We start from the raw sequence: 26462 nt of genomic DNA, 5'->3' as shown, positions 1-26462 counted from the left end.
TATACAGTGTGTCCAGCACTATCGTTAACTAACAATCAAATTACAAATATATGAATTTTTTTAAATTATCAAGGCCGGAATCCTCTCCGGTCCTTAAAAAGGTATACGCTATTATGAGATTGACAACTTTAGCTTTAATTGCTTTCTCACTCAATATCTCGGCTACCGTTTATTCACAGAAGACGAAACTATCGTTGGATGTCAATAATCAGTCCATCAAGGAAATTCTTTTCCTGATAGAGAATCAGTCTGAGTTCCGTTTTATTTATGAGAGCGGAAAGGTAAACCTGGATAAGAAGGTATCTGTACGTGAAAAAAACCAGACAGTAGAAACCATCCTGAACCGCTTGTTTGCAAAGGAAGGGATCAAGTATGAGATTACAGAGAATAATTTCATTCTGATAAATCCGACAGAGAAGAATAAAGCAATGGAGATGCTGGAAGTCCAGCAGCAAAAGAGAAAGGTTACCGGTGTTGTTACAGATTCTAACGGCGATCCTATTATCGGGGCGAATGTAGTAGAAAAAGGAACAACGAACGGAATAGTAACAGATATAGAAGGAAAATTTACATTGAATGTGGAAGATAAGTCTGTATTGTTGGTTTCTTACATTGGATATAACTCGAAGAATATATCTGTATCCAATAAGTCAACCTATGTGATCAGCTTGGAAGAAGATTCACAGGCTTTGGATGAAGTCGTTGTAGTGGGTTATGGTACACAGAAAAAGGTGAATCTGACAGGATCTGTGGCTACGATAAATTCAGAAGACATAAATGGAATACCATCTTCAAACTTATCGAATGCTTTGAGCGGACGTCTGGCAGGTGTAAGATTTACTCAGAACACAGGTAAACCGGGAGCCAGTGCTTCCGTATCAATCCGTGCGGTAGGCACCTGGAATAACTCAGATCCGTTGTATGTAATTGATGGAGTAGTCCGGGATAAATTTGCCTTTGATGGTTTGGATGCTTCGGAGGTTGAGAATCTTTCTGTATTGAAAGACGGAGCTTCTGCTGCTATTTACGGTTCGCGTGCAGCAAATGGCGTTATCGTTGTGACAACAAAGAAAGGTAAAATCGGTAAGCCGACTATCACTTATTCCGGAAGTATAGGTCTTTCGGATGCGACTAAAATACCGGAGGTGATGAATGGTTACGACCAGGTGATGTATCATAACGATAAGATGAGGGATCAAAATGTAGATCCGTCCGATATGAGATATTTTACGGAAGATGAGTTAGAATATCTGCGTGCTAACAGCGGACAATTCAATATGTTGGATGAAGCTTGGAAGCAATCGATGGTAACACGCCATACGGTCAATGTTTCCGGAGGAAATGATGCAGTCAGATATTTTATCGGCGGTTCTTATTTTTATGAGAATGGTTCGTTTAAGAATCTGACTTATGATAAATATAATTTAAGAAGCAATTTGGAAGCCAATATAACCAAAGATCTGGTAGCTTCATTAAATATAAATATCGACACCAGAAATGATGATAAACCTTTCTGGTTGTATGATGATGATAAAGAGACATTGAATAATTTGTATAATGGCTTGTTGCGTAGAGGGCGTTGGTTCCCCTCTTATATCGACGGAAAGGCTAACGGAACAAATATGGCTTGGTCTCCACTGGAAGCAATCAACGGTTCGACCGGATATAACCGGAAGAAATGGTCCAGCTATGATGCTACTGTTGCGTTACAATATAATGTCCCTTTTATAGAAGGGTTGAGCCTGAAGCTGATGTATAATCAGTTTAACAAACATACTTTTATCAAACAATTCAACAGACCTTATCCTTTATACAAATTTGAAACTTCGGGAGGACATAATCATCTCCAGACATCAAATGTAGTGAAAGAAATGGTTATTCGTGATGATGGTGACTATTTATTGGAAAAATATAATAAGGATAACAGCTACCAGCTGAATGCTATTATAACCTATAATCATCGGTTTGGCAAGCATGATGTCGGCGGAACCTTTATTTATGAACAGTATGAAGGAACAGTAGATTGGTTCAATGCTCAACGGAAATATTTTATTTCTAATATTGTAGATGAACTGTTTGCCGGAAGTTCAGACCCGAAAGATTCTTCTGTAGATGGTAAAGGCTCAGAAACAGGACGTCTATCTTATGTCGGACGTGTAAATTATGGTTATGATGACAAATATTTGCTTGAAGCATCTTTCCGTTATGACGGGTCGGTTAATTTTGCCCCTAATAAACGATGGGGATTTTTCCCATCCGTTTCGGCGGCCTGGCGTATTTCGGAGGAAAACTTCTTTAAAAACAATGTTCGTTTCGTTGATTATCTGAAACTCAGATCATCTGTCGGTTTGTTGGGTAACGATGCCGTCGGTGGTTGGCAATGGCAACAAAATTATTCATTGAATAGTGGTGCATATTTTGGGGAGTTGTCTAATGGTTTGTCGGCAGGTGTAGTACCTAACCCCAATATTACCTGGGAAAAGTCTCTTTCTTATAATGGGGGATTAGATGCAGCGTTGTTCAAGAATAGATTATCTTTAAGTGTTGAAGGTTTCTTTAAACATACGTATGATATCTTAGGTGATAGATTGGCTAGTTTGCCGACAACATTCGGTGCTAAAATGCCTGCTGAAAATTATGCGGTTATCAATTCCAAAGGGTTCGAAATCGAATTGGGATGGCAAGATAAGATCGGTTCTGATGTTCAGTACTGGGTGAAAGGTAACATCGGTTATGCTACTAATAAATTGATCGAAAAAGATGAAGCAGAGAACTTGCGAGCTTATAAATCAGAACTCGGTTTGAACACTGATCGTAAAATGGGGTATGTAGCAACTGGTATTATCCGTACACAGGCAGATTTGGATGCTCTACCGGAAGGATATACAATATTCGGGGAGAAACCAGAACTGGGTATGCTCAATTATAGAGACTTACGTGGACCAAATTCAGATACTCCCGATGGTATTATTGATGAGAACGACCAGGATTGGATCATTAATCATACGTCGTCTCCTATCAATTATGGTTTCTCTATCGGAGGTGCCTGGAAAGGATTTGAATTGGAACTCTTTTTCCAAGGCGTAGCCGGTGCTAAGAGAATGTTGGATTATTTTGATCAGCCTTGGCCTCTGGAAGAATCGCCTTTCGCTTATTTGAAAGATCATTATACTCCTGAAAATCCGAGTGCTGCTTTCCCGCGTGCCGGAAGAAATAATGCCTGGATGGGATCTTCGTTCTGGGTACGTGATGCCGATTTCCTGCGTCTGAAGAATGTGAATCTGAGTTATACTGTTCCTAAGAGTTTTCTGTCTAAATTGAAAATAGAGCAATTGAAAGTGTTCCTGACAGGTACGAACTTATTCCTTTTACAAAATAAGATAAAGTATTATGATCCTGAATGTTCTTCTATTGCGGATTATCCGAATATGAGAAGTTATTCTTTGGGTCTGAACTTGAGTTTTTAATTCCTAAATAGAGAGTAGATATGAAATATATATTGTTTTTATCATCATTGATATTGTTAGCAAGTTGCGATGTATTGGATAAAACTGATTTGTCTGCAATTCCGGAAGATAAAGTGTGGTCTGATGTGAGTTATGCGACAGCTTATGTAAACAAATTATGCAGAGATAACTTGCCCGGATGGGATTATGATGCTTCTTGTCTTTCTGATGAAGCAGCACCAAGGTCTAAAACCGAGGTTATGTACGGTCAACTGACTTCTTCTTCCATTGATACATGGAATTATACGAATATCCGGAATATCAATATCTTTTTGGAAAGTATCGAGTCTGGAGGTATAGATGAAGAAACGAAAAATCAACTGAAAGGACAGGTTTATTTTCTTAGGGCATGGCAATATTTTGGAATGGTACGTCAGTATGGCGGCGTTCCGATCATAGAAAAACCGCAGTCTTTGTCGGATGATATCTATGTTGCTAGAAATAAGACTTCGGAATGTATTGATTTCATTGTGGGTGACTTGGATAAAGCGGCTGCCGGTTTACCCTGGCATTGGAGCAACAAAGATGTGGGACGTATTACTAAGGCTGCTGCTTTGGCGATGAAAGGTAGAATATTGTTGTATTATGCAAGTCCGCAATTTAATCCGGAAAAAGACATGAGCCGTTGGGAAAAAGCATACGAAGCCAATAAAGTGGCTAAAGATGAATTGGCGAAAAACGGATATGCCTTATATGCCGATTATGAGAATTTCTGGTTTAATGAGATGAATGAGGAGGTGGTTTTGGCTTATCGTTATCAGGAACCTGATGTTACTCATAACTGGGAGGCGGCTACACGTCCGTTGGATGATTCGCAAAATATTACAGGCTTTAATCAACCCACGTTGGAAATGGTGGAATCTTATCCGATGATTAATGGCAAACCGATTACGGATGCCGGCTCTGGTTATAATCCTGACGCTTACTGGGAAAATAGGGACCCACGTTTTAAGGCTTCTATCGCTTATAATGGTTGTTTATGGGAGTTAAGTGGTAAGACTGGTCGGAAACAATGGACTTTTGTGGGAGCTGAAAATGCAGCAGGCTCTACTGGATTTTATTGCAGACGTGCCGTGAATGTTTCAAATACGCCCTATTTTGCGGATAAAGGTAGTACAGACTGGGCTGAAATTCGTTACGCCGAGGTTTTGTTGAATTATGCAGAATGTGCAGCTGAACTTGGTAAAACAATGGAAGCATATGATGTATTAAAACAAATTCGTAGTAGAGCAGGCATACTACCGGGTGATAATAGTATGTATGGTCTGGAGGAAAATATGAATTCTTCAAGAATGATTGATGCTATCATGTTAGAGCGTAAGATTGAGTTCGCATTTGAAGGTAAACGTTATTGGGATTTACGCAGAAGACGTTTGTTTGCTGATGAACTGAACGGAACAAAACGTCATGGTGTTTATCCAATATTGAAAATGAATAAGGAGGAGTTCCTGGCTATAGAAAGTACCGTTGATTTGAATAAAGATTATACTACTTTCTTTAGAGATTCTATTGTAGAGTTGGATAAAGTATTTACGATCGACTTCAAGGATAATTATTACTTCTATGCATTGCCTTTAAAACATTTGGAAACGAATAGCAAGTTAGAGCAGACTCAAGGATGGGATAATGGAACATTTAATCCTTATGAGTAATTTTTAATAATATAATCGGAGAAAAGTAGTAATATTTTTCTCCGATTGATTGAATATGCCTGTATTTCATAAAATGCTAACAGAAATATCTCCTTAATAATTTATAGGTACTTATTAACAAGCCTCTTTTAATAAAGAGGAAACTTAATTTATATGAAAAATGTATTAAATATAATTTTCTTGTCCTTTTTGTGTGGAAATTTGATATTCGCGAAAGAATACCATGTATCACCGATGGGAAGTGATGTTAATGATGGGGATATTTCTACTCCATTGAAAACAATCAATGCCGCAGCACAAAAAGCATTACCTGGTGATGTGGTGATAGTACATAACGGAGTTTACCGGGAATGGGTTAATCCGTTGAACGGGGGAGAAAATAATGAAAAACGTATTGTTTACCAAGTCGCAGAAGGAGAAAAAGCAGAGTTGAAAGGTTCTGAGCTTATTAAGAACTGGATAAAAGAGAAGAGAGGTAAAGGTGTTTGGAAAGTGACATTGCCTAATAGTTTCTTTGGTTCGTATAACCCATATGTAGATAAACTTTTTGGTGACTGGTTTTTTGATAATGGACGTCTTCATCATACAGGTGATGTATATTTGAATGATGTTTCATTATATGAGGTAGTTAGTGTGGAGAAAGTGCTGAATCCTGATACTATCCGTAGTGTACGTGATCCTGAAGGCACACAACGTGTATGGTTTGCTACGGTGGATGCTGATAATACGACTATTTATGCTAATTTCGGAGATATCGATCCTAATAAAGAGACCGTTGAAATAGCGGCTCGTCCTACTTGCTTTTATCCAACCCGGCAAGGATTGAACTATATCACTATCCGTGGTTTTCACGTAGGTCAGGCAGCTACGCAATGGGGAGCACCGACTGCGGAACAGGTTGGAATGATTGCAACACATTGGTGTAAAGGATGGATAATTGAAAATAATGTGATAAAGAATTCACGTTGTAATGGTATTTCGTTAGGGAAAGAACGTAGTACCGGACATAATTTAGAAATGACAGATAAACGTTTGGATGGTACACAACATTATCGGGAGGTCATTTTTAATACGTTACGTCATGGATGGAATCGTGAAAATGTTGGTTCACATATTGTTCGTAATAATGTGATATCTGATTGTGAACAAACAGGTATCTGCGGAAGTATGGGAGGTGCGTTTTGTGAAATCTACGGGAATCATATCTATAATATTCATTCAAAACGTCAGTTTAGTGGCTTTGAAATGGCTGGTATCAAACTACATGGGCCTATTGATACTTATATTCATAATAACCGTATTCATGGTTGTGATAAAGGGATGTGGTTGGATTGGATGGCTCAGGGTGCACATGTTTCATCTAATCTGTTTTATGATAATACAGAGTTGGATTTATTTCTGGAAGTGAACCATGGTCCTTATATAATTGATAATAATTTATTCTTGTCCGATCAATCAGTGAGAGAATCCTCGGATGGGGGTGCCTACCTTAATAATCTCTTTGCAGGATTTATTAGCCGGAATGACGATGAGCGTTATGTTCCATATCATTTGAATCATTCTACTGAAGTAAAGGGTATGTTTATAATCACGAACGGTGATCATCGTTTTTATAATAATATGTTTGTTGGTGGCACACGAACTGATGTCAGGTATGGGCTATCTGTGTACGATCATGCCAAATGGCCGATTTATGGAGAAGATAATATATTTTGTAATGGAGCAAAACCAATGACTGGGAAAGAACAGGGGGCTGTCAAGGATAACTATAATCCGAAAATCAGACTGGAAGAGACGACAGAAGGTGTTTTTCTGTTATTTTCGGTAGATAATGATCTTTTTCATGCATTAGTAGCTAAACCTGTTGATGCAGCCAGACTGGGAATAACTAAATTGTCAGGTTATTTGTATGACTATGTAAATGAGACTCCTTTTATATTGAATAAAGATTATTTGGGAAATACTCGTTCAAAGCAGTCACTTAAGGTAGGCCCCATGGAATTATTACAACAAGGAGTCCAACGGATTAAGGTGTGGTAGTAGATTGAATATTTAAAGTAAATAATAGTAAACAATAATAATCCACCAAATAAACAATTATTTGCTATTTCTTGAGGGAGTACGATAATTTATATTTGCTTTGGATTAAAATGTATAAAAATCGTATGAATAATAAAACTTTCTTGACATTGCTGTTTGCTGTGTCATGCAGTGTTATGATGGCAAGGGATATTCATGTTTCTGTGAATGGAAATGATGTAAATCTGGGTTCTGCAAACTCTCCTTACAGGACTATCAATAAAGCAGCCAAAGAAGCTGTACCCGGTGATGTGATCACGGTTCATGAAGGGACTTATAGGGAGTTGGTTCGTCCGCAACGAAGTGGAACCAAGGATAAGCCTATCGTTTATCAGGCTGCGGAAGGTGAAAGGGTGGTGATCACCGGTTCAGAACCAACCAAAGGGTGGGTAAAAGTGGCGAATAACACATGGAAGCTGGTGGTGGACAACGATTTTTGGCAAGGTGCTAATCCGTTTGATGAACTAATTTACGGGGGCTGGTATTATGGCGAAGGCAAGTTGAACCATACCGGTTGGGTTTTCTTGGGTGATGAGCCTATCCGTGAGATCTTTTCCCTGGAAGATGTGATGAAGCCGTTGGAGGGGGAACCGCGTTGGTATGTGGAATCCGGAGGAAACGGAGGAAATGTGCTGATGAACATCGGAGAGGTGTGGGCGTTGGATAACAAGAAAATCCTTCCGATGGATGCTTCTGTGGAATTGGGAGACCAAGGGATTGTTTTAGGAGGCGACCGAGCCAATTTGGGTTATCTGCAGGAAGGGTCTGTTATCCATTATGAAAATGTGGACTTTGGTGAAAAGGGTACAAATACGTTCTTTGTCAGTGCTGCTACGTTGGTGAAAAGAGCAACGATAGAAATGCGTTTGGATGAGCCTGGCGGGGAGTTGTTGGGTACGTGTGAGATCACAAATACCGGCGATTGGCTGAAAGAAAAGACCTTTGCCATCAACATGAAGCGCGAGTTGAAAGGAAAGCAGAATATTCGTCTGGTGACCCGTGCGCCGAAGTTGGATCCCACCGTTCCTACGATCATTTATGCCCAGTTCCCCGACGGAACCGATCCGAATGGCGGTAGTGTGGAGATCACGGCTCGTCCACAGGTATTTTATCCTGAACATGTAGGAGTGGATTATATCACTGTTCGCGGTTTTATACTTCAGAATGCAGCCACCAACTGGGCACCGCCTTCGGCTGAACAGCCTGGATTGATTGGACCTCGTTGGGCTAAAGGTTGGGTGATAGAAGATAATCTGATCCGTAATTCCCGTTGTTCGGGAATTTCTTTGGGACGTCCGACTTTCGGCCATGCGCATCATTATTTGCGGATGCCGCCGAAAGTTTACGCCATGCCGAACGGAGGCCAGACGGTGGAACAGTTGAAAGACTTTTTTGATAATGCTTCTTGGACGAAAGAGGAAGCGGGTTTTCATGTGATAAAGAACAATCATATTTACAATTGCGGGCAAGCCGGAATTGTGGGATGTAGCGGTGCCTCTTTCAGCCTTATTGAAGGAAATGAGATTCATGAGATTGGTCAAAATGAGAACTTTTGGGGGTATGAGAATGCCGGAATCAAGTTTCATTTCTCTACCGATGTGACCATTCGTAGGAATCATATATATAATGTGGCTCATTGGGGATTGTGGCTCGATTGGGGAAATCAGGGGTCAAGGGTGGATGGTAACCTGTTCCATGACAATAAGGCGGACGACCTGTTCTTGGAGGTTTGCCATGGCCCATTAAGTATCTTCAACAATATTTTGTTGTCGAAAAGTTCGATTTGGTTAAAGTCGCAAGGGGTAGCCATGGCGCATAACTTGATTACTTCGAATGTCGGTATTAGCAGTGATATCAGGAACACTTATTTTTATGAGCCTCATGGGACGACTTCTGTCGGTAAGGTGCGTAATGTAGGGGGAGACCATCGTTGGTACAACAACGTGTTTGTAGGTGAATCCGCTTCTTTGGGTAAATGGGGTAGAAGCGAGTTGGCTTTGCCGGTCTGGTATGATGGGAATGTGTTTGCACAAGGCGCTCGTGCCGCAAAGGCTGATAAGACGGCATTGGTCGACTCTACATTCAATCCTGGAGCGAAGTTGGAGGAGCGGGAAGATGGCTGGTATCTTTTGATGGATGTACCGGAGAGTTGGACGAAAGATGTGAAAAGAAAAGCTGTAACGGGTGAATTGCTAGGTAAGGCTATTATTCCTCAACAGAGTTTCACGAACCCTGATGATAGTCCGATTAAAGTGGATACGGACATCTTGGGAAACAAACGTAAGCTCTCGAATCCTTATCCCGGTCCGATAGAGATAAAGAAAGCCGGGCATCAGGAGTTTAAGGTGTGGCCGAAACCGATCTCGCTAATCCCGGATTTTGCAAAATAATACCCGTATTTTATAAAAGTACCTATTGGATTTGTTTCCTATTTTTACCATTTCAATGTTTTGAAACCTAATATAACTTAAGATGAATAATCGTATAACGAAGTTTTTAGCCATAGCCCTGTTCTTATTGAGTATAAGTCAGATTGTAAAAGGGGAGGCGGTAGACGCTGTTACCGGTGCTACCCCGGTAAAGTTGAAAATAGAGGCGAATACCGATAAACAATTGGTACTGGATGTCTCTTATGAGGAAAATTCAGTTATCCGGGAAGCTCCTTTAGGATTGAATGTTGATCACCGTATGCTGGGGAAAGACGTTCAGTTGCTTAACAAGGAAAAAAAGGAAAATAATACGCTTGTCTACCAATTACAACAAGCCGACGGAAGTCGTTTTTATCTGGATGCCCGGATATTTCCTGACGGGATTGCCCTGCGTTACCGCGTTCCGGCAGATGGACCTGTATGTATTTATGGAGAGGAAACATCGTTTATTTTCCCGTCACAGACTAAAGTTTGGTATGCCAGCGGTCCATTTCAATACGGCTGGTTGCAACAATACCAGGAACGGGAGACTGACCGTATAGAAGGCGAGTTGTTGGCTCCGCCTGCGACTTTTCATTTACCGAATGGAATTTATGCGGCGATCACGGAAGCAAATCTGTTCAATTATCATGGTGCAGTACTGTTGGGTACAGCTCCGAACAAGGTACAGTTTGGTTATGTGGAAAATAAGGGACATGTGGAAACGGGAATAGTTACTGGTCTTCCTCCTGCTAAATATTGGCATGAAGAAGTGCGTAATATCCCGTGGATTGTTTCCCCGAAAGCGGAAAGTCAGGAAATTGTAACTCCTTGGCGTATCCTTATGTTGTCAAAAGATTTGAATGGCTTGGTAAATAACCAGATCATTGCTCAGGTTTCTGATCAGCCGAATAAAACGCTTTTCCCGGATGGAGCAAAGACAGATTGGATAAAACCGGGTAGGGCGACCTTTACGTGGTATGTGCAGGGTAGTGAGAAACTAAGTGTAGCTACGCAAAAACGGTTTGTAGACGGATGTGCTGAACTGGGTATTGAATCCGTAGTGGTAGACGATGGCTGGGAGTTGTGGCAACAAACAGAGAAAGAGGCAAACGGACGGACTAAATGGGAAATACTGAAAGAGTTGGTGGATTATGCCAAAGCCAAGAATGTGGATATTTGGGTATGGCGTTCTTCGTCTCCCCGCTCTGGAAATAAATCAGACATTGGTCTGGTGGATCCGCAAGAACGCACCAATTTCATGAAGAAATGCGCGGAAGTTGGGGTGAAAGGGTTGAAGATAGACTTCTTCCATACCGAAAACCTCTTTACGGTGAATTTGATGGAGAATATTTTGAAAGATGCCGCCAAAGAAAAGTTGATGGTTATCTTCCACGGTGTGAATAAACCGACCGGCGACTCCTATACCTATCCGAACTTGTTGGCGAAAGAGGCGGTGAGAGGTTTGGAATGTGTAGGTGGAGAGGATAGCTGGGCTCCGGGACCGGCTTGGCCTTATCACAATACGGTATTGCCCTTTACCCGTTGGTTGGTAGGAGCTGCCGATTATACGCCGATGAGTTTCATTACGCAATGCTCTCCCTCCGTCACCTTTGGATGCCAGTTATCATCCATTTATATGTTTACCTCCCCGATGTTGATCTTTGCGGCAGATGTGGATGAAATGTTGTCCTGCCCCGGACGCTCGTTTATAGAAAGTGTACCGGTGATTTGGGATGAAACGGTTGTATTGCCGGAAAGCGAGATCGGCAGGTTGGCTGCTTTGGCACGCAGAAAAGGGGATGTTTGGTATCTGACCGTCCTTAACGGAGAGGATGCCCGTACGTTTGATGCGAAGCTGGATTTCTTGCCGAAAGGGAAATATCAGATGGAAATAGCTACGGATGCCCCCGGCAACCGGAAACAGCTTGTGGTGAAGAAAAGTAAAGTACGTTCCGGCCAGCGGCTTAAAGAAGAATTGATGTCGGGCGGTGGCTTCGTGGCTCGTATTAGCAGGTATTAAAATATTATATTTATGAAACGGAATCTATTTATCACACTTTGTTGTATAGTTTCGATCGCGCTATCGGCGCAACAACAGGATTGCCGGTTATGGTATGACAAGCCGGCAAAAGATTGGAACGAGGCTCTTCCGGTGGGGAACGGCCGTTTGGGAGCGATGGTGTACGGTGATTATCGACGCGAAACCATTCAGTTGAATGAAGAAAGTCTGTGGGCCGGAGCCAAAAGCGATGCCAATGCGGCATCTGCCGACAAACTGCCTGAAATACAACAATTGTTGCTAAATGGAGAGATCGGAAAGGCGGTGGAGTTATCGGAAAAATACATGAAAAGCGATCCCTTGCGTATTCGTTCTTATCAGCCGTTTGGAAATATTTATATAGACTTATTGACCGGCCGGAACGTTAATTCGGCTGTTTCCGATTACCGGCGGGAACTGGATCTGGAGACTGGCATTGCCTCTGTCTCTTATACGTTAAATCAGGTGACTTATAAACGTGAAGTGTTCGTCTCTGCTGAAAATGATGTTGTCGTCATTCGTTTGTCGGCCGATACGCCTGGCGCTCTGACGTTCCGGTTGCATTATGGCAGGGAACAGGATGCTACAGCCTGTCCGGTATCGGCCAATGAGTTGGAGATAAAGGGGCAGATCATAGATTTGCCGGAAGCGGAAATGGGTGCGATCGGTCCTCACATGCGTTTTGCTGGCCGGATTGCCGGGTTTCATAAAGGTGGGCAGTTGATGGCGTTGAACAATGCGTTTTATGTAGAAAAGGCAGACGAAGTTGTTTTTTATTTGACAGCTGCTACAGATTATAATTTTGCTAAGTTGGATGTCGACAGGGAAATCGATCCGTTGAAGACGTGCCAACAAATTCTTGCCCGGCTGAGTAAGGATTCGTATGAGAAAGTAAAGCAGGCGCATGTGGCAGATCATAGTAGTCTGTTCAACCGTGTGACGTTCAATATGGGCGAGTCTTCCATGTTACCCACCGACCGTCGGTTGGAACGGGTGAAAAACGGAGAAACCGATCTTTCCTTGATTACGCTTTATTTCCAATACGGGCGTTATCTGTTGATGAATTCTTCCCGTGCTCCCGGTGTGCTTCCGGCTAATTTGCAAGGGTTATGGAATGAAGATATGTATGCGGCTTGGAGTTCCGACTTCCATACGAATATCAATATCCAGATGAACTACTGGCCGGCTGAGGTTTGTAATTTGTCGGAGACGGTAGTGCCTTTTTCCAATTTCATCAATGCGCTCCGGGTACCAGGTCGGGTAACAGCAAGTAAAACCTACAATGCCAAAGGGTGGACGATGAATCACCTGACGGATCCTTTCGGTCGTACAGCCATTGCCGATGGAGTGGGATGGGGTACTTTCCCGATTGCGAGTGCTTGGTTGGTCTTACATCAATGGGAACATTTCCTGTTTAATGGCGATAAGGAGTATTTGAAGAACGAGGCGTATCCAGCTATGATGGAAGCTGCCGAGTTTATCATGTCTTATTTGGTGGAAGATAAAAACGGGTATCTGGTGACAGCTCCTTCCAATTCACCGGAAAACAGGTATAAGTTACCGAATGGTAAGACGTATATGCTGACATATGGTGCAACGATGGATGTTGAGATCATATACGAGTTGCTTCATGCTTGCCTGGATGCCGGTAAGATTGTTGGTGCAGACTCTAAGAATAATAAGAAGTTGTCTGAAACCTTGCGTAAATTACCGCCTATACGGATAAGCAAACGTTATCAGACAATTCAGGAATGGATTGAAGATTATGAAGAGGTCGAACCGGGGCACCGGCATATCTCTCATCTCTTTGGGCTTTATCCGGGTACTTCGATCAACTCAACCAAGAAGGATTTGTTTGAAGCTGCCCGTAAAACCATTGAACGTCGTCGTTTCTACAATGAGAATGAATCGAACCGACAAGGTTCGTACACCGGTTGGAGCCGTGCCTGGATGATTAATTTTTATGCCCGTTTGCAAGATGGGGAAGAGGCAGGCAACAATGTACAGATGTTACTGGCTAAAACAACCCAAAGCAATTTGTTTAATATCCATCCTCCTTTCCAGATAGACGGTAATTTCGGAGGTACGGCAGGTATTGCCGAAATGTTGTTGCAAAGCCATAATGGAGAAATTCATTTGCTTCCTGCGTTACCTTCCTTTTGGAAAACGGGAGAGATACGGGGATTGCGTGCACGGGGTGGCTATACGGTCGATATGAAATGGAAGGAAGGCGAATTGATCTCTGCCCGGATATATTCCGACAAACCGCAAAAGGTTAAAGTCCGTTATCGTGATAAGGTCAGAAACTTACGGGTTCAGGATGGCACAGATGTAATAATAGATTAAAGAATAACCGATAAAAGTCTTTTATCTTATGAAAGTATATTTGAAACTTTGCATGCTCCTTCTTTTAGGAGGTTTTCCTTGGAATATAGTGCAGGCAACTCCCTATAATATTGCCCCGCTGGCCCGAGCATCGGCTTCCTCTTCGATTGATGCCGGTCACGATGCGGCAAAGGTGATCGATGGCCTGATACGGGTACCGGGAAAAGGGGAATGGGTATCTAAAAGTACGGAGACTTTCTGGGGACAGATCGATTATCCCTGGATACAGTTAGATTGGGAACGCCCCGTGAATATCAATAAAATTATTCTGTATGACCGTCCGGCCATGGAGGCACATGTAGCCGGAGGCGTATTGCATTTCAGTGACGGCAGTAAGATCAATGTCTGGGGAATGGCTAATGACGGGACTCCCAAAGAGATTGAGTTTGAGTCGCGGAAGGTCGAGTGGGTACGGTTCGAGGTGACCGATGCCGCCGGTACGCAGGTGGGGCTTTCGGAGATCGAGGTGTTTCCTTCTCCCGATGATTATACGGATCATGTATCCTGGGTAAATCCTTATATCGAGACTGCCCGCGGACGGTATTTTTTCTTTATCACAGGGAACCAACCTTATGGGATGATAGGGGCGGCGCCTCTGACAAGAAACAAGAATCAGTATGGAGGCGGGTATAATTATAATTCGACGGAAGTGCTGGGGTTCCCGCAGATCCATTGCTGGATGCTGTCCGGGTTGACGGTGATGCCGGTGACGGGCGAGGTGGACCCGACGGGAGGAGAACAGTCCTGGAAATCTTCTTTCCTGCATCAGGGAGAGATTGTACAACCGGGTTATCACAGGTTGTTTCTGGATACTTATAAAATGTGGGTGGAGCAGACAGCTACCGATCGCGTCAGCTTCTACCGGTTTACGTATACGGAGGAAAATCCGGCTGATATCTTGCTGAACCTGGGTGGTTATGTCGGCACTTCGACAATGGTCAATGCCCATGTTTATAAAAAGGGAAATGAAGGTGTGGAAGGCTATTTCGATACGACCGGACGCTTGTGGGGCGGTCCCGATGTGGTCAGGATTTATTTTGCCGTTACATTCGATACTCCTTTCAGGTCGCTGGACGGCTGGGTCGGATCGGAGCAGTTCAAAGATATCAGCGAGTTGCAGGGTGCCGGAGAGAGCACTCCGAGAAACCAGGGAATGAGTTACCATGATGCTCCCACTTCGGGTGTGAAAGCGAATTATCAGGTACAACCGGGCGAACAGGTACAGATGAAGGTGGCTATCTCCTATGTCAGTACGGACAATGCCTGGGAGAATCTGGAGCAGGATTGCAGCCACTGGGATTTTAATCGGGTACGGCAGGAGTCACAGCAGGAATGGAATGAATGGTTGGGACGGATCGATGTGAAAGGAGGAAGCCATGACCAACAAATGAAGTTCTATACCGATTTGTGGCATTCTTTACTGGGAAGGCATAAACTGGATGATTATAACGGTGAATATCCGGATTATACGGATGGTACCCGGGAAGGTTCTAAAACGAAAAATATCCGTTTCCATGTAAGGCAACTGGCTAAGGACCGGGAAGGGAAGGTGAAACATCACATGTATAACTCTGATGCGTTTTGGTTGACACAATGGAACCTGAATACGCTTTGGGGATTGGCTTATCCTTCGGTATTGGATGATTTTGCGGCTTCTTTGCTGGAATACGATGTGAATGGGAATCTGCTTCCCCGCGGGCCTTGCGCCGGTGGATATTCATATATCATGTCCGGATGTCCTGCTACCTCTCTTATCACGAGTGCTTTCCAAAAAGGACTTACCAGGAAGTGGGATCAGCAAAAAGCGTTCAAGGCGATGAAACGGAATCATTCCAAAGGAGGAATGCTGGCATTGGGAATGGATAAGGAGTTAGATTTTTATGTTCGTAACGGATATTGTCCCGGTAATGCCGGTCTGACCATCCAGTGGGCGTTTGAAGATTGGGCTTTGGCTGAAATGGCTGCTAAAATGGGAAAGAAAAGCGATTATAACTATTTCCATAAACGGGCTACAGGCTGGCCTGCTTCTTTTAATAAAGAACTGGGACTGATCTTGCCGAAGAGGGCAAACGGTGAATGGTTGCATACTGACCCTTTGAGCGGTAACGGATATGTAGAGGCCAACGCTTGGCAGGCGACGTTCGGACTTTCGCACGATATCCCTGTGTTGGCAAGGTTGATGGGAGGAAATGACAGTCTTTGCAGTAAGTTGGATTTTGCTTTCAAGCAGTCGGAGTCAACAGATTTTGTCTATGGATACGGCAGTGGTTATGTCAGTTATGCGAACCAGCCGGGTTGTTCGAATGCACATGTCTTTTCGCATGCCGGGAAACCCTGGCTGACTCAATACTGGGTGCGCCGTGTGAAGGAACAGGCTTACGGGGCGGTTACTCCCGACAGGGGATATGGCGGACATGATGAGGACCAGGGGCAGATGGGCGGCGTGAGCTCATTGATGGCGATCGGGTTGTTTGCCTTGGACGGCGGTTCTTCCCGTGATCCGCAATACGATATAACAAGTCCGGTGTTCGACGAGGTGACTATTTCGCTGGATACTGATTATTATAAGGGGAAAACCTTTAAAATAAAGACTTACAATAATTCGGCAGCCAATTGTTATATCCAGCGTGCACGGCTTAACGGAAAAGAGTACAACTCTTTCCGGATACCTCATGCAGTCTTTTCGGACGGAGGCTTGTTGGAGTTATGGATGGGGGATACCCCGAATAAGGCCTGGGGAAAATAGGCGATGATTTGATGTTGTATATTACTAATGCAGTCTCCGGAGATATTTTAAGTATCTTTGGGGACTTATATATTCTAACTTCTGACTAACATGAAAAAGACGATCTCTTTATTTCTCCTTATGGGAGGATTTTTCTTTTCAAGCTGGGCTATCAGTGCCCAGAATAAAATATCCCTGCCGGATATGGATTTATCCCTGGCCTACCAGCAGTATGGTTCGCCGATGAAGAATGCAGCTGTTACCGGTGAGAAACTGACGGTGGGCGGTGAGCATTTCGGACAAGGGGTAGGCGTACAGGCAAACAGCAAGATCAAGCTGAGCCTGCGGAAGAATACCGGGCTGTTTACCTGCAAGGTGGGTGTGAACGACCGTTCGCTGGATTATAAAAAAGATGATTTCAGTAAGATACCGATGACAGACGGGACGATGTTGTTTTACCGGACCGACGGTACCGGAGGAAAGAAGCAGTTTGTCGGGGTAGGTTCCGGTGATGGCTCCTTTGATAAGGGAAGCGTTGTCTTTCGCCTGGTGGGTGACGGGAAGGAGTTGTATAACAGCGGCATGGTCCGCGGAGGCGAGAAAGCCCGTGAGGTATCGCTCGATGTTTCAGGGGTCGATGTACTGGAACTGGTTGTTGAAGATGGAGGTGACGGCGTAAGCGGCGACCATGCCGATTGGATCGAACCTGTTTTTTCTTATAACGAGATTAAGCCTTCGCTGGTGAATGCCGATTATAAAGGGGCTATCGAGACAATGCCTGCTGAGGTGGAAAGGGCGTTGCGCAGTAAGGTCGCTGCTCTGCCTGCCATCGACCTGCCGGTGGCGCGTCCGGAATCAGACTGGATGCTCGATGCCAAAGGAGTGAAGGCCGGTGTGTATCAGACGCATAACGGCAAAGATATTGTCCTTTCGAATGGCCTGGTAAGCCGTATCTTCCGTCTCTATCCGAACCTGGCGACCGTCGACCTGGTCAATCAGATGACGGGTGAAAGCATGCTGCGTGCCGTCAGTAACGAAGGTGTTCTGAAAATCGATGATAAAGTGTATACGCTTGGCGGCCTCGACGGGCAGTTTGAGTATGGCTATACACAATATAAATGGGTCGACAGCCTGACGATCCTTCCGAATTCGTTCCGTGTGACCGGGTTCGATATTACTGAACTGGCTCCCCGTATCGACTGGGCGAACAAACGCTGGTCGCTGGTGAAGCCGGGCGAAACGACAGGGAAGGTACTTTCTTTCTATCTGGAAGGACCGGATTACCTGAAAGGTGTGAAGGTGAAACTGAATTATGCCCTCTATGATGGTATTCCCTGTATCAGTAAATGGATGGAGATCGAGAATAAGAGTGGTATGGGAATCACACTGGATGAATTTACCCTGGAGCAACTGGCGATGGCAGAACCGGAATCACCGGTGGAAGCCAAAAGGCCGGAGCAGTTCCTGAAACCGAATATCCATGTCGAGAGCGACTGGGCGTTTCTCGGTTTTACCGAACGGGAGGCTGACCGCACGGAATTCTGGAATACCGATCCCCGCTATACTTCACAGTGTAATTATCCGCTGCTTACCCCTTGCCTGCTGGAGGTAAAACTGCCGATGGGGCCGGACGAAGATATCCCCGACGGTGCTAAGTTCAGTAGCTTCCGTACCTGGCTGATGCCTTTCGACAGCGATGACCGTGACCGGAAAGGGCTTTTCCTGAAGCGGATGTATCGTAAGATCGCCCCGTGGACGACTGAAAACCCGATCTTCCTGCATTGTGTATCTTCCGATCCGAAGGTGGTGAAGACGGCTATCGACCAGTGTGCTGAAACCGGTTATGAGATGGTGATCCTCAGCTTCGGTTCGGGACTGAATATGGAGGATGAGAGTGAAGCGAATATAGCTAAATTCAAGGAGTTCACCGAATATGCCAACTCCAAAGGCATCGAACTGGGCGGTTATTCCCTGTTGTCCAGCCGTTGGATCAGCGATGAGGTCGACGTGATCAATCCCGAAACAGGAAAGCGCGGCGGTATGATCTTCGGCAGTTCTCCCTGCCTCTCCAGTGAGTGGGGATACGATTATTTCCGCAAGATACGTTCTTTCTACGAGAAGACAGGAATGACAGTCTTTGAGAACGACGGTTCGTATCCGGGCAATGTCTGTGCTTCGACCAGCCATGCCCATCATAAGGGTTTGAAAGACTCCCAGTGGAAACAACGCCAGCAGATTGTGAACCTGTATCAATGGATGTGTGAGAATGGCATTTATACCAATATACCCGATTTCGGTTATATGTTGAATGGTGGTACGAAAGTCGGTATCGGTTACCGTGAAGTAAACTGGTCGCTTCCCCGCGAACGGCAGTTGGTGCTGGGACGCCAGGTGATGTACGATGGCTTGTGGGAACGCCTGCCGGGTATGTGCTGGACATTCGTTCCGCTTACCCAATATCATGGCGGTGGGGCTGCCGCTACGCTCGAACCTTTGAAAGATCATATCCCTGATTATAAAGCGCACATGATCCAGAATTACGGTGCAGGAGTACAGGCTTGTTACCGTGGTCCGCGTCTGTATGATACACCGGAAACGAAAGCGGCCGTAGTAGAGGTGATCGACTGGTACAAGAAATACCGGACTATCCTGAACAGCGAACTGATCCATCTGCGCCGTGCCGATGGACGCGACTGGGACGGTTTCATGCATGTCGATCCGGACGGCAAGGAGAAAGGCTTTGCCCTGTTGTTTAACCCGACCGACAAGGCGATCACCCGTACGGTCAAACTTCCGTTGTATTATACTGGTTTATCAGAAACAGCCCGGATACGGGAACAAGAAAATGCTCCGGCCGTTTATAAACTGAACCGCGACTATACAGTAGATATCACCGTGACGATCCCGGCACGGGGCAATACCTGGCTGGTGGTGGAAAAATAGGCATAGTTCATTATTTATCAGAATTGAACTAGTTAAGTGTTGTTGCTTGTCCTGAAAGGACTAACTGTGAATAGCCCCCGGTGAAGCCGGGGGATTGGGAATGGCATCCGGCCGATGAGCCCTGAAAGGGTTCAATCACAATGTATTATTCGCCCCCTTCAGGGACGCACCATCCGGCATATATCGGGATCCCCCGGCTTCACCGGGGGCTATTCACAATTGAACCCTTCGGGTCCACAATGTCGCTAAATGACTCAAATCTTTCTAAATTGGCATATTGGCTGATTATTTTCTATAATCAATACATCTTCTTACTATCGGAATCCCTAATTCTCATTAAAATAACTATCTTTGGAATACTATTATCGGATGGATATATTCTTAATTGACAAGATATTGAATCTTAAAAACACTAATGCGTATGAAACAATTACTGTTTATCCTGTTTTGTTTGTTAACCATCGGGGGATTGCATGCCCGGAATACATTAACCGGCGAATTGTACGGATTTGGAAACTGGGATGCCGACTCGCTGGGTAATCACCGGGTGGTTGTCTCCGTAGAGAAACCGGCGGATGCGGTACTGGCTACTATCGAATGGCGCCGCCGTGACCTGAATCCGGAAGATAAGAATCTGATCGTAGTGGATGCGACGACCGGAAAACGGATTACCAATGTATGCCGTTTCGCTGTGAACCGGGAGAGAGGGGAAGTGGCTTTCCAGCCGCAGACTGTTCCGGGAGAGTATTACATTTATTATCTGAAAAATGTGATGAGCGGCAGCCGTTATTATCCGACTGTCAATTATCCTCCTTTCGAGAATACCGCTTCGGCCGACTGGATAAAGAAAAATAAATTGTCGGGCAAGAAAGCTCCTTCGCTTCCGGCTGTCAGGATCGTGCAGTTCCAGGCGATCGACCAGTTGAATAGCTTTTATCCGATGGAGGTGATCGCGACGGCTGACGAGACTGCCCGGCTGTTGAAAAAACGTCCTTCCGAGAACTATATTTTGTTTACCGAGGACCGGAAATATCCGATTCGCATGACGACCGATATCCCTTATAAGTGGATTGCCGATGACCGGCACGATACCTTTACGGGAGAGGCCGATAAAGGCGAATATTATGTATTCCAGCTGGGCGTATGGGCGGCCCGTACGGATGTGGAGAATCTGCATGTGGACTTTTCGGCTCTGTCTAATGCAGTGACCGGCGAGCAGATACCCGCCTCTTCGTTTACCTGTTTCAATACGGAAGGGACGGATGTGACGGGAACCGTATTTAAGAAGAACTGTTCCGTCGAACAGGGTAAGATACAGGCTTTATGGATCGGTACACAACTGCCGGAGCATCTTTCTTCGGGAACTTATCAGGGGACGGTGACGGTCTCTGCTGCCAATGCGGAAAGTAAAACGGTGCAGGTCTCCTTGCATGTATCTGAAAATGTAATAGCGAATCACGGTGATAATGAACCCTGGCGCCATTCCCGTCTACGGTGGCTCAATTCGCAGATAGGTTTTGATGACGAGGTGATCGCTCCTTATACGCCGCTGGTGATGAAAGATAAGACAATCGGTTGCCTGGGGCGTGAGGTTACGCTTTCGTCTTTGGGATTGCCAGCAGGCATTACCAGTTATTTTAAGGAAACGATGACGGGAATCGGAACCGACGGACGGTCTGTCTTATCGGCTCCGATGGAACTGGCAGCGGATGGCGGTGCCTGGGAGAATCTGAACTTTGAGATCACAAAGCGCAAACAGGGAGCTATCGCCTGGAAGGCTTTGAACCAGAACAGCCGTTTCCTGATGGACCTGGAAGGAGAGATGGAATCGGATGGGAATATCGAATATAAAGTGACGCTGGTTGCCCGCGAAGATGCTTCCGTGGAAGATATAGGACTGCGTACGCATCTGGCACCCGGCATAGGACGTTATATGATGGGACTGGGAGAGAAAGGCGGTTATTGCCCGAAAGACCTCCGCTGGAAATGGAGCGTGGAGAAAAACCAGGATGGCCCCTGGGTGGGCGATGTCAATGCCGGCCTCCAGATTCGTTTTTATGACAATACATACGAACGACCGCTGAATACGAATTTCTATCACCAGAAGCCGCTGCATATGCCCGTTTCCTGGTGCAATAACGGTAACGGCGGCATCGATATCAACAATGCTGCCGACGGCACACGAATCAATGCCTATTCCGGGAAGCGGGAGGTGAAGAAGGGGGACAGACTGTATTATTATTTCAATATCGCCATCACCCCGTTCCGTCCGATCGATACCGATAAGCAATGGCGCGAGCGTTATTATCATAGTTATGACTTTATCGACAAGGTGGAGAAGCTGGGCGCCAACGTGCTCAATATCCATCACGCGACAGGTATTAACCCGTTTATCAACTATCCGTTCCTGCGGACGAAGGAGATGAAGGCATATATCGACGGAGCGCATGCGCGGGATATGAAGGTGAAGATTTATAATACGGTTCGTGAACTGTCTAACAGTTGTGTGGAGATGTTCGCTTTGCGGAGCCTGGGGAATGAGATTTTCTCGGAAGGTCCCGGCGGCGGTTTCTCCTGGTTGCAGGAACATTTGGATCAGAACTACATCGGTGCCTGGTTTGTACCTCACCTGAAAGATGCGGCAATCGTAAACAGCGGTGTTTCCCGTTGGCATAATTATTACTTGGAAGGTCTCGACTGGCTGGTAAAGAACGTGGGTATCGATGGCCTGTATATCGATGACCTGGCATTCGACCGCATGACGATGAAGCGCATCCGAAAGATCATGAACCGTACGAATCCGGGCGCGATGATCGACCTGCATTCGGCAAACCAGTATAATGAGCGCGACGGCTTTGCCAACAGTGCGAACCTTTATCTCGAACATTTCCCGTATCTCGACCGCCTGTGGTTCGGCGAGTATTTCAATTATGATTTTCCTCCTGAGTTCTGGTTGATCGAGGTTTCAGGTATTCCTTACGGACTGATGGGGGAAATGCTGGAAGGCGGCGGCAACCCGTGGCGGGGAATGTTGTATGGCATGACCGGCCGCAGCCCTCGTGTAGATAATGGCCCGTTGTGGAAGTTATGGGATTCGTTCGGTATGCAGCACAGCGAAATGATCGGCTACTGGGTGAAAGATAATCCGGTAAAGACAAACAGCGAAAAGACATTGGCGACTATCTACCGCCATACAGGAGAAAAAACATTGATTTCGCTGGCAACCTGGGAAGATACGGATGCAAAAGTGACTCTTTCCGTGGATTGGGCAGCGCTTGGCCTGGATCCGTCGAAAGTAACGTTGTATGCACTGGAAATAGAGAATTTCCAACAGGAGGGTAACTGGAAGCCCGGCGATGAGATCGTTGTTCCGAAAGGTAAGGGTTTGTTAATTATTGCAAAATAACATCTTCCGATATAGTATAATTTACTGGAAATGTACTCCTTAATCGTATATAAGGAGGATTAAACACCTTATATACATTATTGTCCATATAAATGAATTACCATGAAAAAGATTCTCATTCTTCTTTGTGCAACTTCTTTGTTGCAACCTTTGTTTGCACAGCAAGCGACTGTAACCGAGACAGTAGAGACGGTTAAAACCTATCCGTTCTCTGATCCTGATCCGGTGGCTGATCCTTCCGATCTGTTCTATCCTTATTTCCGTTTTGACGGTTTTTCTGCTAAAGGAACCAACCAGCAATGGAAAGTAGTCTCTCTTGAAAATGATTATATCAAACTGACTCTTTTTCCCGAGATAGGTGGAAAAATATGGGGAGCCGTGGATAAAACGACCGGTAAGGAGTTTATCTACAATAACCATGTCGTGAAGTTTCGTGATATAGCCATGCGCGGTCCCTGGACATCGGGTGGTATTGAGTTCAACTTCGGTATTATTGGTCATGCACCGACTTCCAGTACGCCGGTCGACTATGTGACCCGGCAGAAACCGGACGGAAGTGTGAGTTGTTATGTCTCTTCTTATGAACTGGTTACCCGGACACTGTGGACCGTGGAGGTGAATCTGCCGAAAGATAAGGCTTACTTTACGACAACAACAACCTGGCATAACAGTTCATCCATTGATCAACCTTACTATCAGTGGATGAATGCCGGCTATCCGGCAGTCGGAAATGCCGAGTTCTGTTATCCTGGGACCAATTATATCGGACACGGAGGCGAGCTCCATTCTTTTCCTTTGGATGAACAGGGGCGCGACATCTCCTGGTATGAAAAGAATGACTTCGGTAATTCCAAATCTTATCATATTGTAGGGAAATATAACGATTTCTACGGCGCTTACTGGCATGACAACGATTTTGGTTCCATCCATCATGCCGATTATGACGAGAAACTGGGTATGAAGATTTTCCTTTGGGGGCTTTCCCGAGAGGGAGGTATTTGGGAAGATTTACTGACGGATACCGACGGCCAGTATATCGAACTGCAATCGGGTCGCATGTATAACCAGCCGGCTTCCAACAGTGCGTTTACCCCTTATAAACATACGGCATTCGGTCCGCAGGCGACCGATCAATGGACGGAATACTGGTTTCCGGTAAAAGAAATAAAAGGAGTCTCAAAGGCGAGTCGTATCGGAGCGCTTAACGTGTTGAGGGAAGATGGTTTTCTGAAGTTGTATTTCTCTCCTTTGCAGAAATTATCTACAACCATAAAGCTCTATGAAGGAGAAAAGGAAGTGAACTCTATCCCATTGAACTGCGGTGTATTGGAAACGTGGAAAGATTCTATCCCATTGAATAAGGCTGTTACCGCTGGTAAACTGAAAGTCGTGGTAGGCGAAGACTTATTGGTGTATTCGGAGGTACCTTCGGATAACATCACCAGTCGCCCGAAACAATTGCCTGCCGATTTCGACTGGAACTCGGTATATGGTCTTTATACGCAGGGAGAGCAATGGATGAATCAGAAAGTGCTCGACAAGGCAGAGAAGTTCTTGCTGGCTTCCCTCGAAAAAGATTCTTATTTCGTACCTGCACTGACTGATCTTGCTTCCCTCTATTACCGCCAAGGACGTTATGCCGATGCGCTTGCCCGTTGCAAGACGGCATTAAGCATTAACACGTACGATGGGGATGTCAACTATCTGTATGGGTTGTGTAACCAGGCTTTGGGTAATCGTACGGATGCCAAAGACGGTTTTTCGATAGCTTCCTATTCTCCGGGAGTACGTAGTGCCGCTTACGAGAAACTGGCTGAAATGTTCCTGCTTGACAAGAACTGGGCAAAAGCTGAACATTATGCCTTGAGAAGTAAGGAGTTCAACCAAATGAATTTGAGTGCTGACCATGTTTTAATGGTAGTTTATCGTAAGACGAACCAACTGGAGAAAGCCAAAGCGCTTATCGAACCGCTGCTGGAGGAGCTTCCGTTGTATCATGCAGCACGTTTTGAACAACTCTATCAGGGCGACGGCTCCGGGCATCCGATAGATGATTTTCAGTCATTGATACGCAACGAACTTCCTTTTGAAACTTATATGGAGCTGGCTGAATGGTACGAATCGGTCGGTTGTGCGGAAGAGGCTTTGTCTCTCTTGTCCTGTGCCGGCAATTATCCGGTTGCCCTCTACAAACAGGCTTACCTGTTGCACCGGACAGGCAATGACGATGAAAGCCTCCGCCTGCTGGAACGTGCTAATGAAGTTTCTCCGGAGATGGTCTTCCCTTTCCGGCCCAGCTCTTTGAAAGCGTTGGAATGGGCCGCAACCGTGCGTCCCGACTGGAAGATTAGTTATTATAAAGGCTTGATCTACTGGGCAAATCAAAACAGGGAGAAAGCATTGTCTTTGTTCAATGATTGCGGGGAGACTGGTTATGCCCCCTTCTATCTGAGCCGTGCTTCTTTGAAGAGTGGTGAAGAGCGGTTGGCAGACTTGCTGAAAGCGGAGCAGGTCGGAATGTCATGGCGTACGGGGTTTGCATTGATAAATCATTATACTGCGAACAACCAATGGCAGCAGGCTGTTGAGACCGGAAAGAAGTACATAAAGAAATATCCGTCTAATTATTATATCGGCCTGAAATATGCAAAGGCTTTATGTGAAACAGGTCAGTACCAGCCTTGCATTTCCTTACTGAACAAGATGCAGGTGCTTCCGAATGAAGGCTCGTATGCCGGACGTGCTGTCTATCGTGCCGCCAACCTGTACCAGGCAATGGAACAGTTGAGCCGGAAGAATTACAGGCAGGTCATGCGAAATGTGGAAGCCTCAAAGGAATGGCCCGAAAACCTGGGAGTAGGCAAACCTTATGACGATATGATCGATAGTCGTCTGGAAGATTATCTGGAAGCAAAAGCCTTGATGGGGCAGGGGGATAACCAAAAAGCAGCGACACTCTTGTCGTCTGTGGCCGGTTATAAAACGTCACGAGCCTGGTTTGGTTCCGGCAATCTCCTGACTGCACTGGCCTTGCGTGAGCTGGGAAAAGAAGCGGAAGCGGACCGTATGGTTGCCTCCTGGGAAACGGATTTCCATGAAAACCGGATTACCCAGTGGTGTGCAGCCGTTTACCGCGGCGAGATGGAAAAAGCCTCCGGAATGCTCAAGTCTCGCAATGAACAAGCGGATACGACCCCGTGGGAAACTTCTTTCCGCGATTCCAATTTCGATCTGATCGTCCGCCTGTTTTTGTCAAAAATGAAAACATAAACATCAGTTTTGAATATAAGGTAATCAGGTGTAGTGCTAACTTTGCA

10 protein-coding genes are annotated in these 26462 nt (G+C 45.2%); all 10 read left to right on the top strand.

Going from position 1 to position 26462, the window contains the following annotated elements:
- The first annotated feature begins 113 nt into the window (after positions 1–113).
- The 10 genes from NBH14_RS00130 (at position 114) to NBH14_RS00085 (ending at position 26415) form a co-directional block, all read left to right on the top strand.
- Entirely contained in the window at positions 114–3467 is a 3354-nt protein-coding gene (locus NBH14_RS00130; protein WP_186957843.1) for a TonB-dependent receptor, read from the top strand.
- Positions 3468–3487: 20 nt separating this feature from the next.
- On the top strand, positions 3488–5158 hold the full coding sequence (locus tag NBH14_RS00125; protein ID WP_186957842.1) for a RagB/SusD family nutrient uptake outer membrane protein: 1671 nt from the start codon (positions 3488–3490) through the stop codon (positions 5156–5158).
- Positions 5159–5311: 153 nt separating this feature from the next.
- Positions 5312–7198 carry a right-handed parallel beta-helix repeat-containing protein gene (locus NBH14_RS00120; RefSeq protein WP_250817006.1) on the top strand — a complete coding sequence of 629 codons (1887 nt, stop codon included), beginning with the start codon at positions 5312–5314 and terminating at the stop codon, positions 7196–7198.
- 125 nt (positions 7199–7323) lie between these two features.
- Complete coding sequence (locus NBH14_RS00115) at positions 7324–9627, top strand: carbohydrate-binding protein (RefSeq protein WP_186957840.1); 2304 nt, start codon at positions 7324–7326, stop codon at positions 9625–9627.
- Positions 9628–9709: 82 nt separating this feature from the next.
- A complete protein-coding gene (locus tag NBH14_RS00110) occupies positions 9710–11668 on the top strand; it encodes a glycoside hydrolase family 97 protein (RefSeq protein WP_186957839.1) in 1959 nt (652 codons plus the stop codon).
- 12 nt (positions 11669–11680) lie between these two features.
- Positions 11681–14032 carry a glycoside hydrolase family 95 protein gene (locus tag NBH14_RS00105; protein ID WP_186957838.1) on the top strand — a complete coding sequence of 784 codons (2352 nt, stop codon included), beginning with the start codon at positions 11681–11683 and terminating at the stop codon, positions 14030–14032.
- Between the two features lie 52 nt (positions 14033–14084).
- Complete coding sequence (locus tag NBH14_RS00100; protein ID WP_436277948.1) at positions 14085–16817, top strand: GH92 family glycosyl hydrolase; 2733 nt, start codon at positions 14085–14087, stop codon at positions 16815–16817.
- 90 nt (positions 16818–16907) lie between these two features.
- Positions 16908–19739 carry an NPCBM/NEW2 domain-containing protein gene (locus NBH14_RS00095; protein ID WP_186957836.1) on the top strand — a complete coding sequence of 944 codons (2832 nt, stop codon included), beginning with the start codon at positions 16908–16910 and terminating at the stop codon, positions 19737–19739.
- Positions 19740–20160: 421 nt separating this feature from the next.
- Complete coding sequence (locus tag NBH14_RS00090) at positions 20161–23145, top strand: glycoside hydrolase domain-containing protein (RefSeq protein WP_186957835.1); 2985 nt, start codon at positions 20161–20163, stop codon at positions 23143–23145.
- 102 nt (positions 23146–23247) lie between these two features.
- Entirely contained in the window at positions 23248–26415 is a 3168-nt protein-coding gene (locus NBH14_RS00085) for a DUF5107 domain-containing protein (RefSeq protein ID WP_186957834.1), read from the top strand.
- Positions 26416–26462: the final 47 nt, after the last annotated feature.

It is taken from the genome of Parabacteroides caecihominis, from assembly GCF_023656785.1.
GTDB lineage: Bacteria > Bacteroidota > Bacteroidia > Bacteroidales > Tannerellaceae > Parabacteroides > Parabacteroides segnis.
Note: the sequence above shows the minus strand (reverse complement) of the source record. Positions and strands in the feature narration are given on the sequence as shown.

Excerpts from the sequence above, each read along its gene's own strand:
- NBH14_RS00110 (WP_186957839.1), top strand. The coding sequence starts at position 9,710 with ATGAATAATCGTATAACGAAGTTTTTAGCCATAGCCCTGTTCTTATTG.
- NBH14_RS00115 (WP_186957840.1), top strand. The coding sequence starts at position 7,324 with ATGAATAATAAAACTTTCTTGACATTGCTGTTTGCTGTGTCATGCAGT.
- NBH14_RS00090 (WP_186957835.1), top strand. The coding sequence starts at position 20,161 with ATGAAACAATTACTGTTTATCCTGTTTTGTTTGTTAACCATCGGGGGA.
- NBH14_RS00105 (WP_186957838.1), top strand. The coding sequence starts at position 11,681 with ATGAAACGGAATCTATTTATCACACTTTGTTGTATAGTTTCGATCGCG.
- NBH14_RS00085 (WP_186957834.1), top strand. The coding sequence starts at position 23,248 with ATGAAAAAGATTCTCATTCTTCTTTGTGCAACTTCTTTGTTGCAACCT.
- NBH14_RS00095 (WP_186957836.1), top strand. The coding sequence starts at position 16,908 with ATGAAAAAGACGATCTCTTTATTTCTCCTTATGGGAGGATTTTTCTTT.
- NBH14_RS00120 (WP_250817006.1), top strand. The coding sequence starts at position 5,312 with ATGAAAAATGTATTAAATATAATTTTCTTGTCCTTTTTGTGTGGAAAT.
- NBH14_RS00125 (WP_186957842.1), top strand. The coding sequence starts at position 3,488 with ATGAAATATATATTGTTTTTATCATCATTGATATTGTTAGCAAGTTGC.
- NBH14_RS00130 (WP_186957843.1), top strand. The coding sequence starts at position 114 with ATGAGATTGACAACTTTAGCTTTAATTGCTTTCTCACTCAATATCTCG.
- NBH14_RS00100 (WP_436277948.1), top strand. The coding sequence starts at position 14,085 with ATGCTCCTTCTTTTAGGAGGTTTTCCTTGGAATATAGTGCAGGCAACT.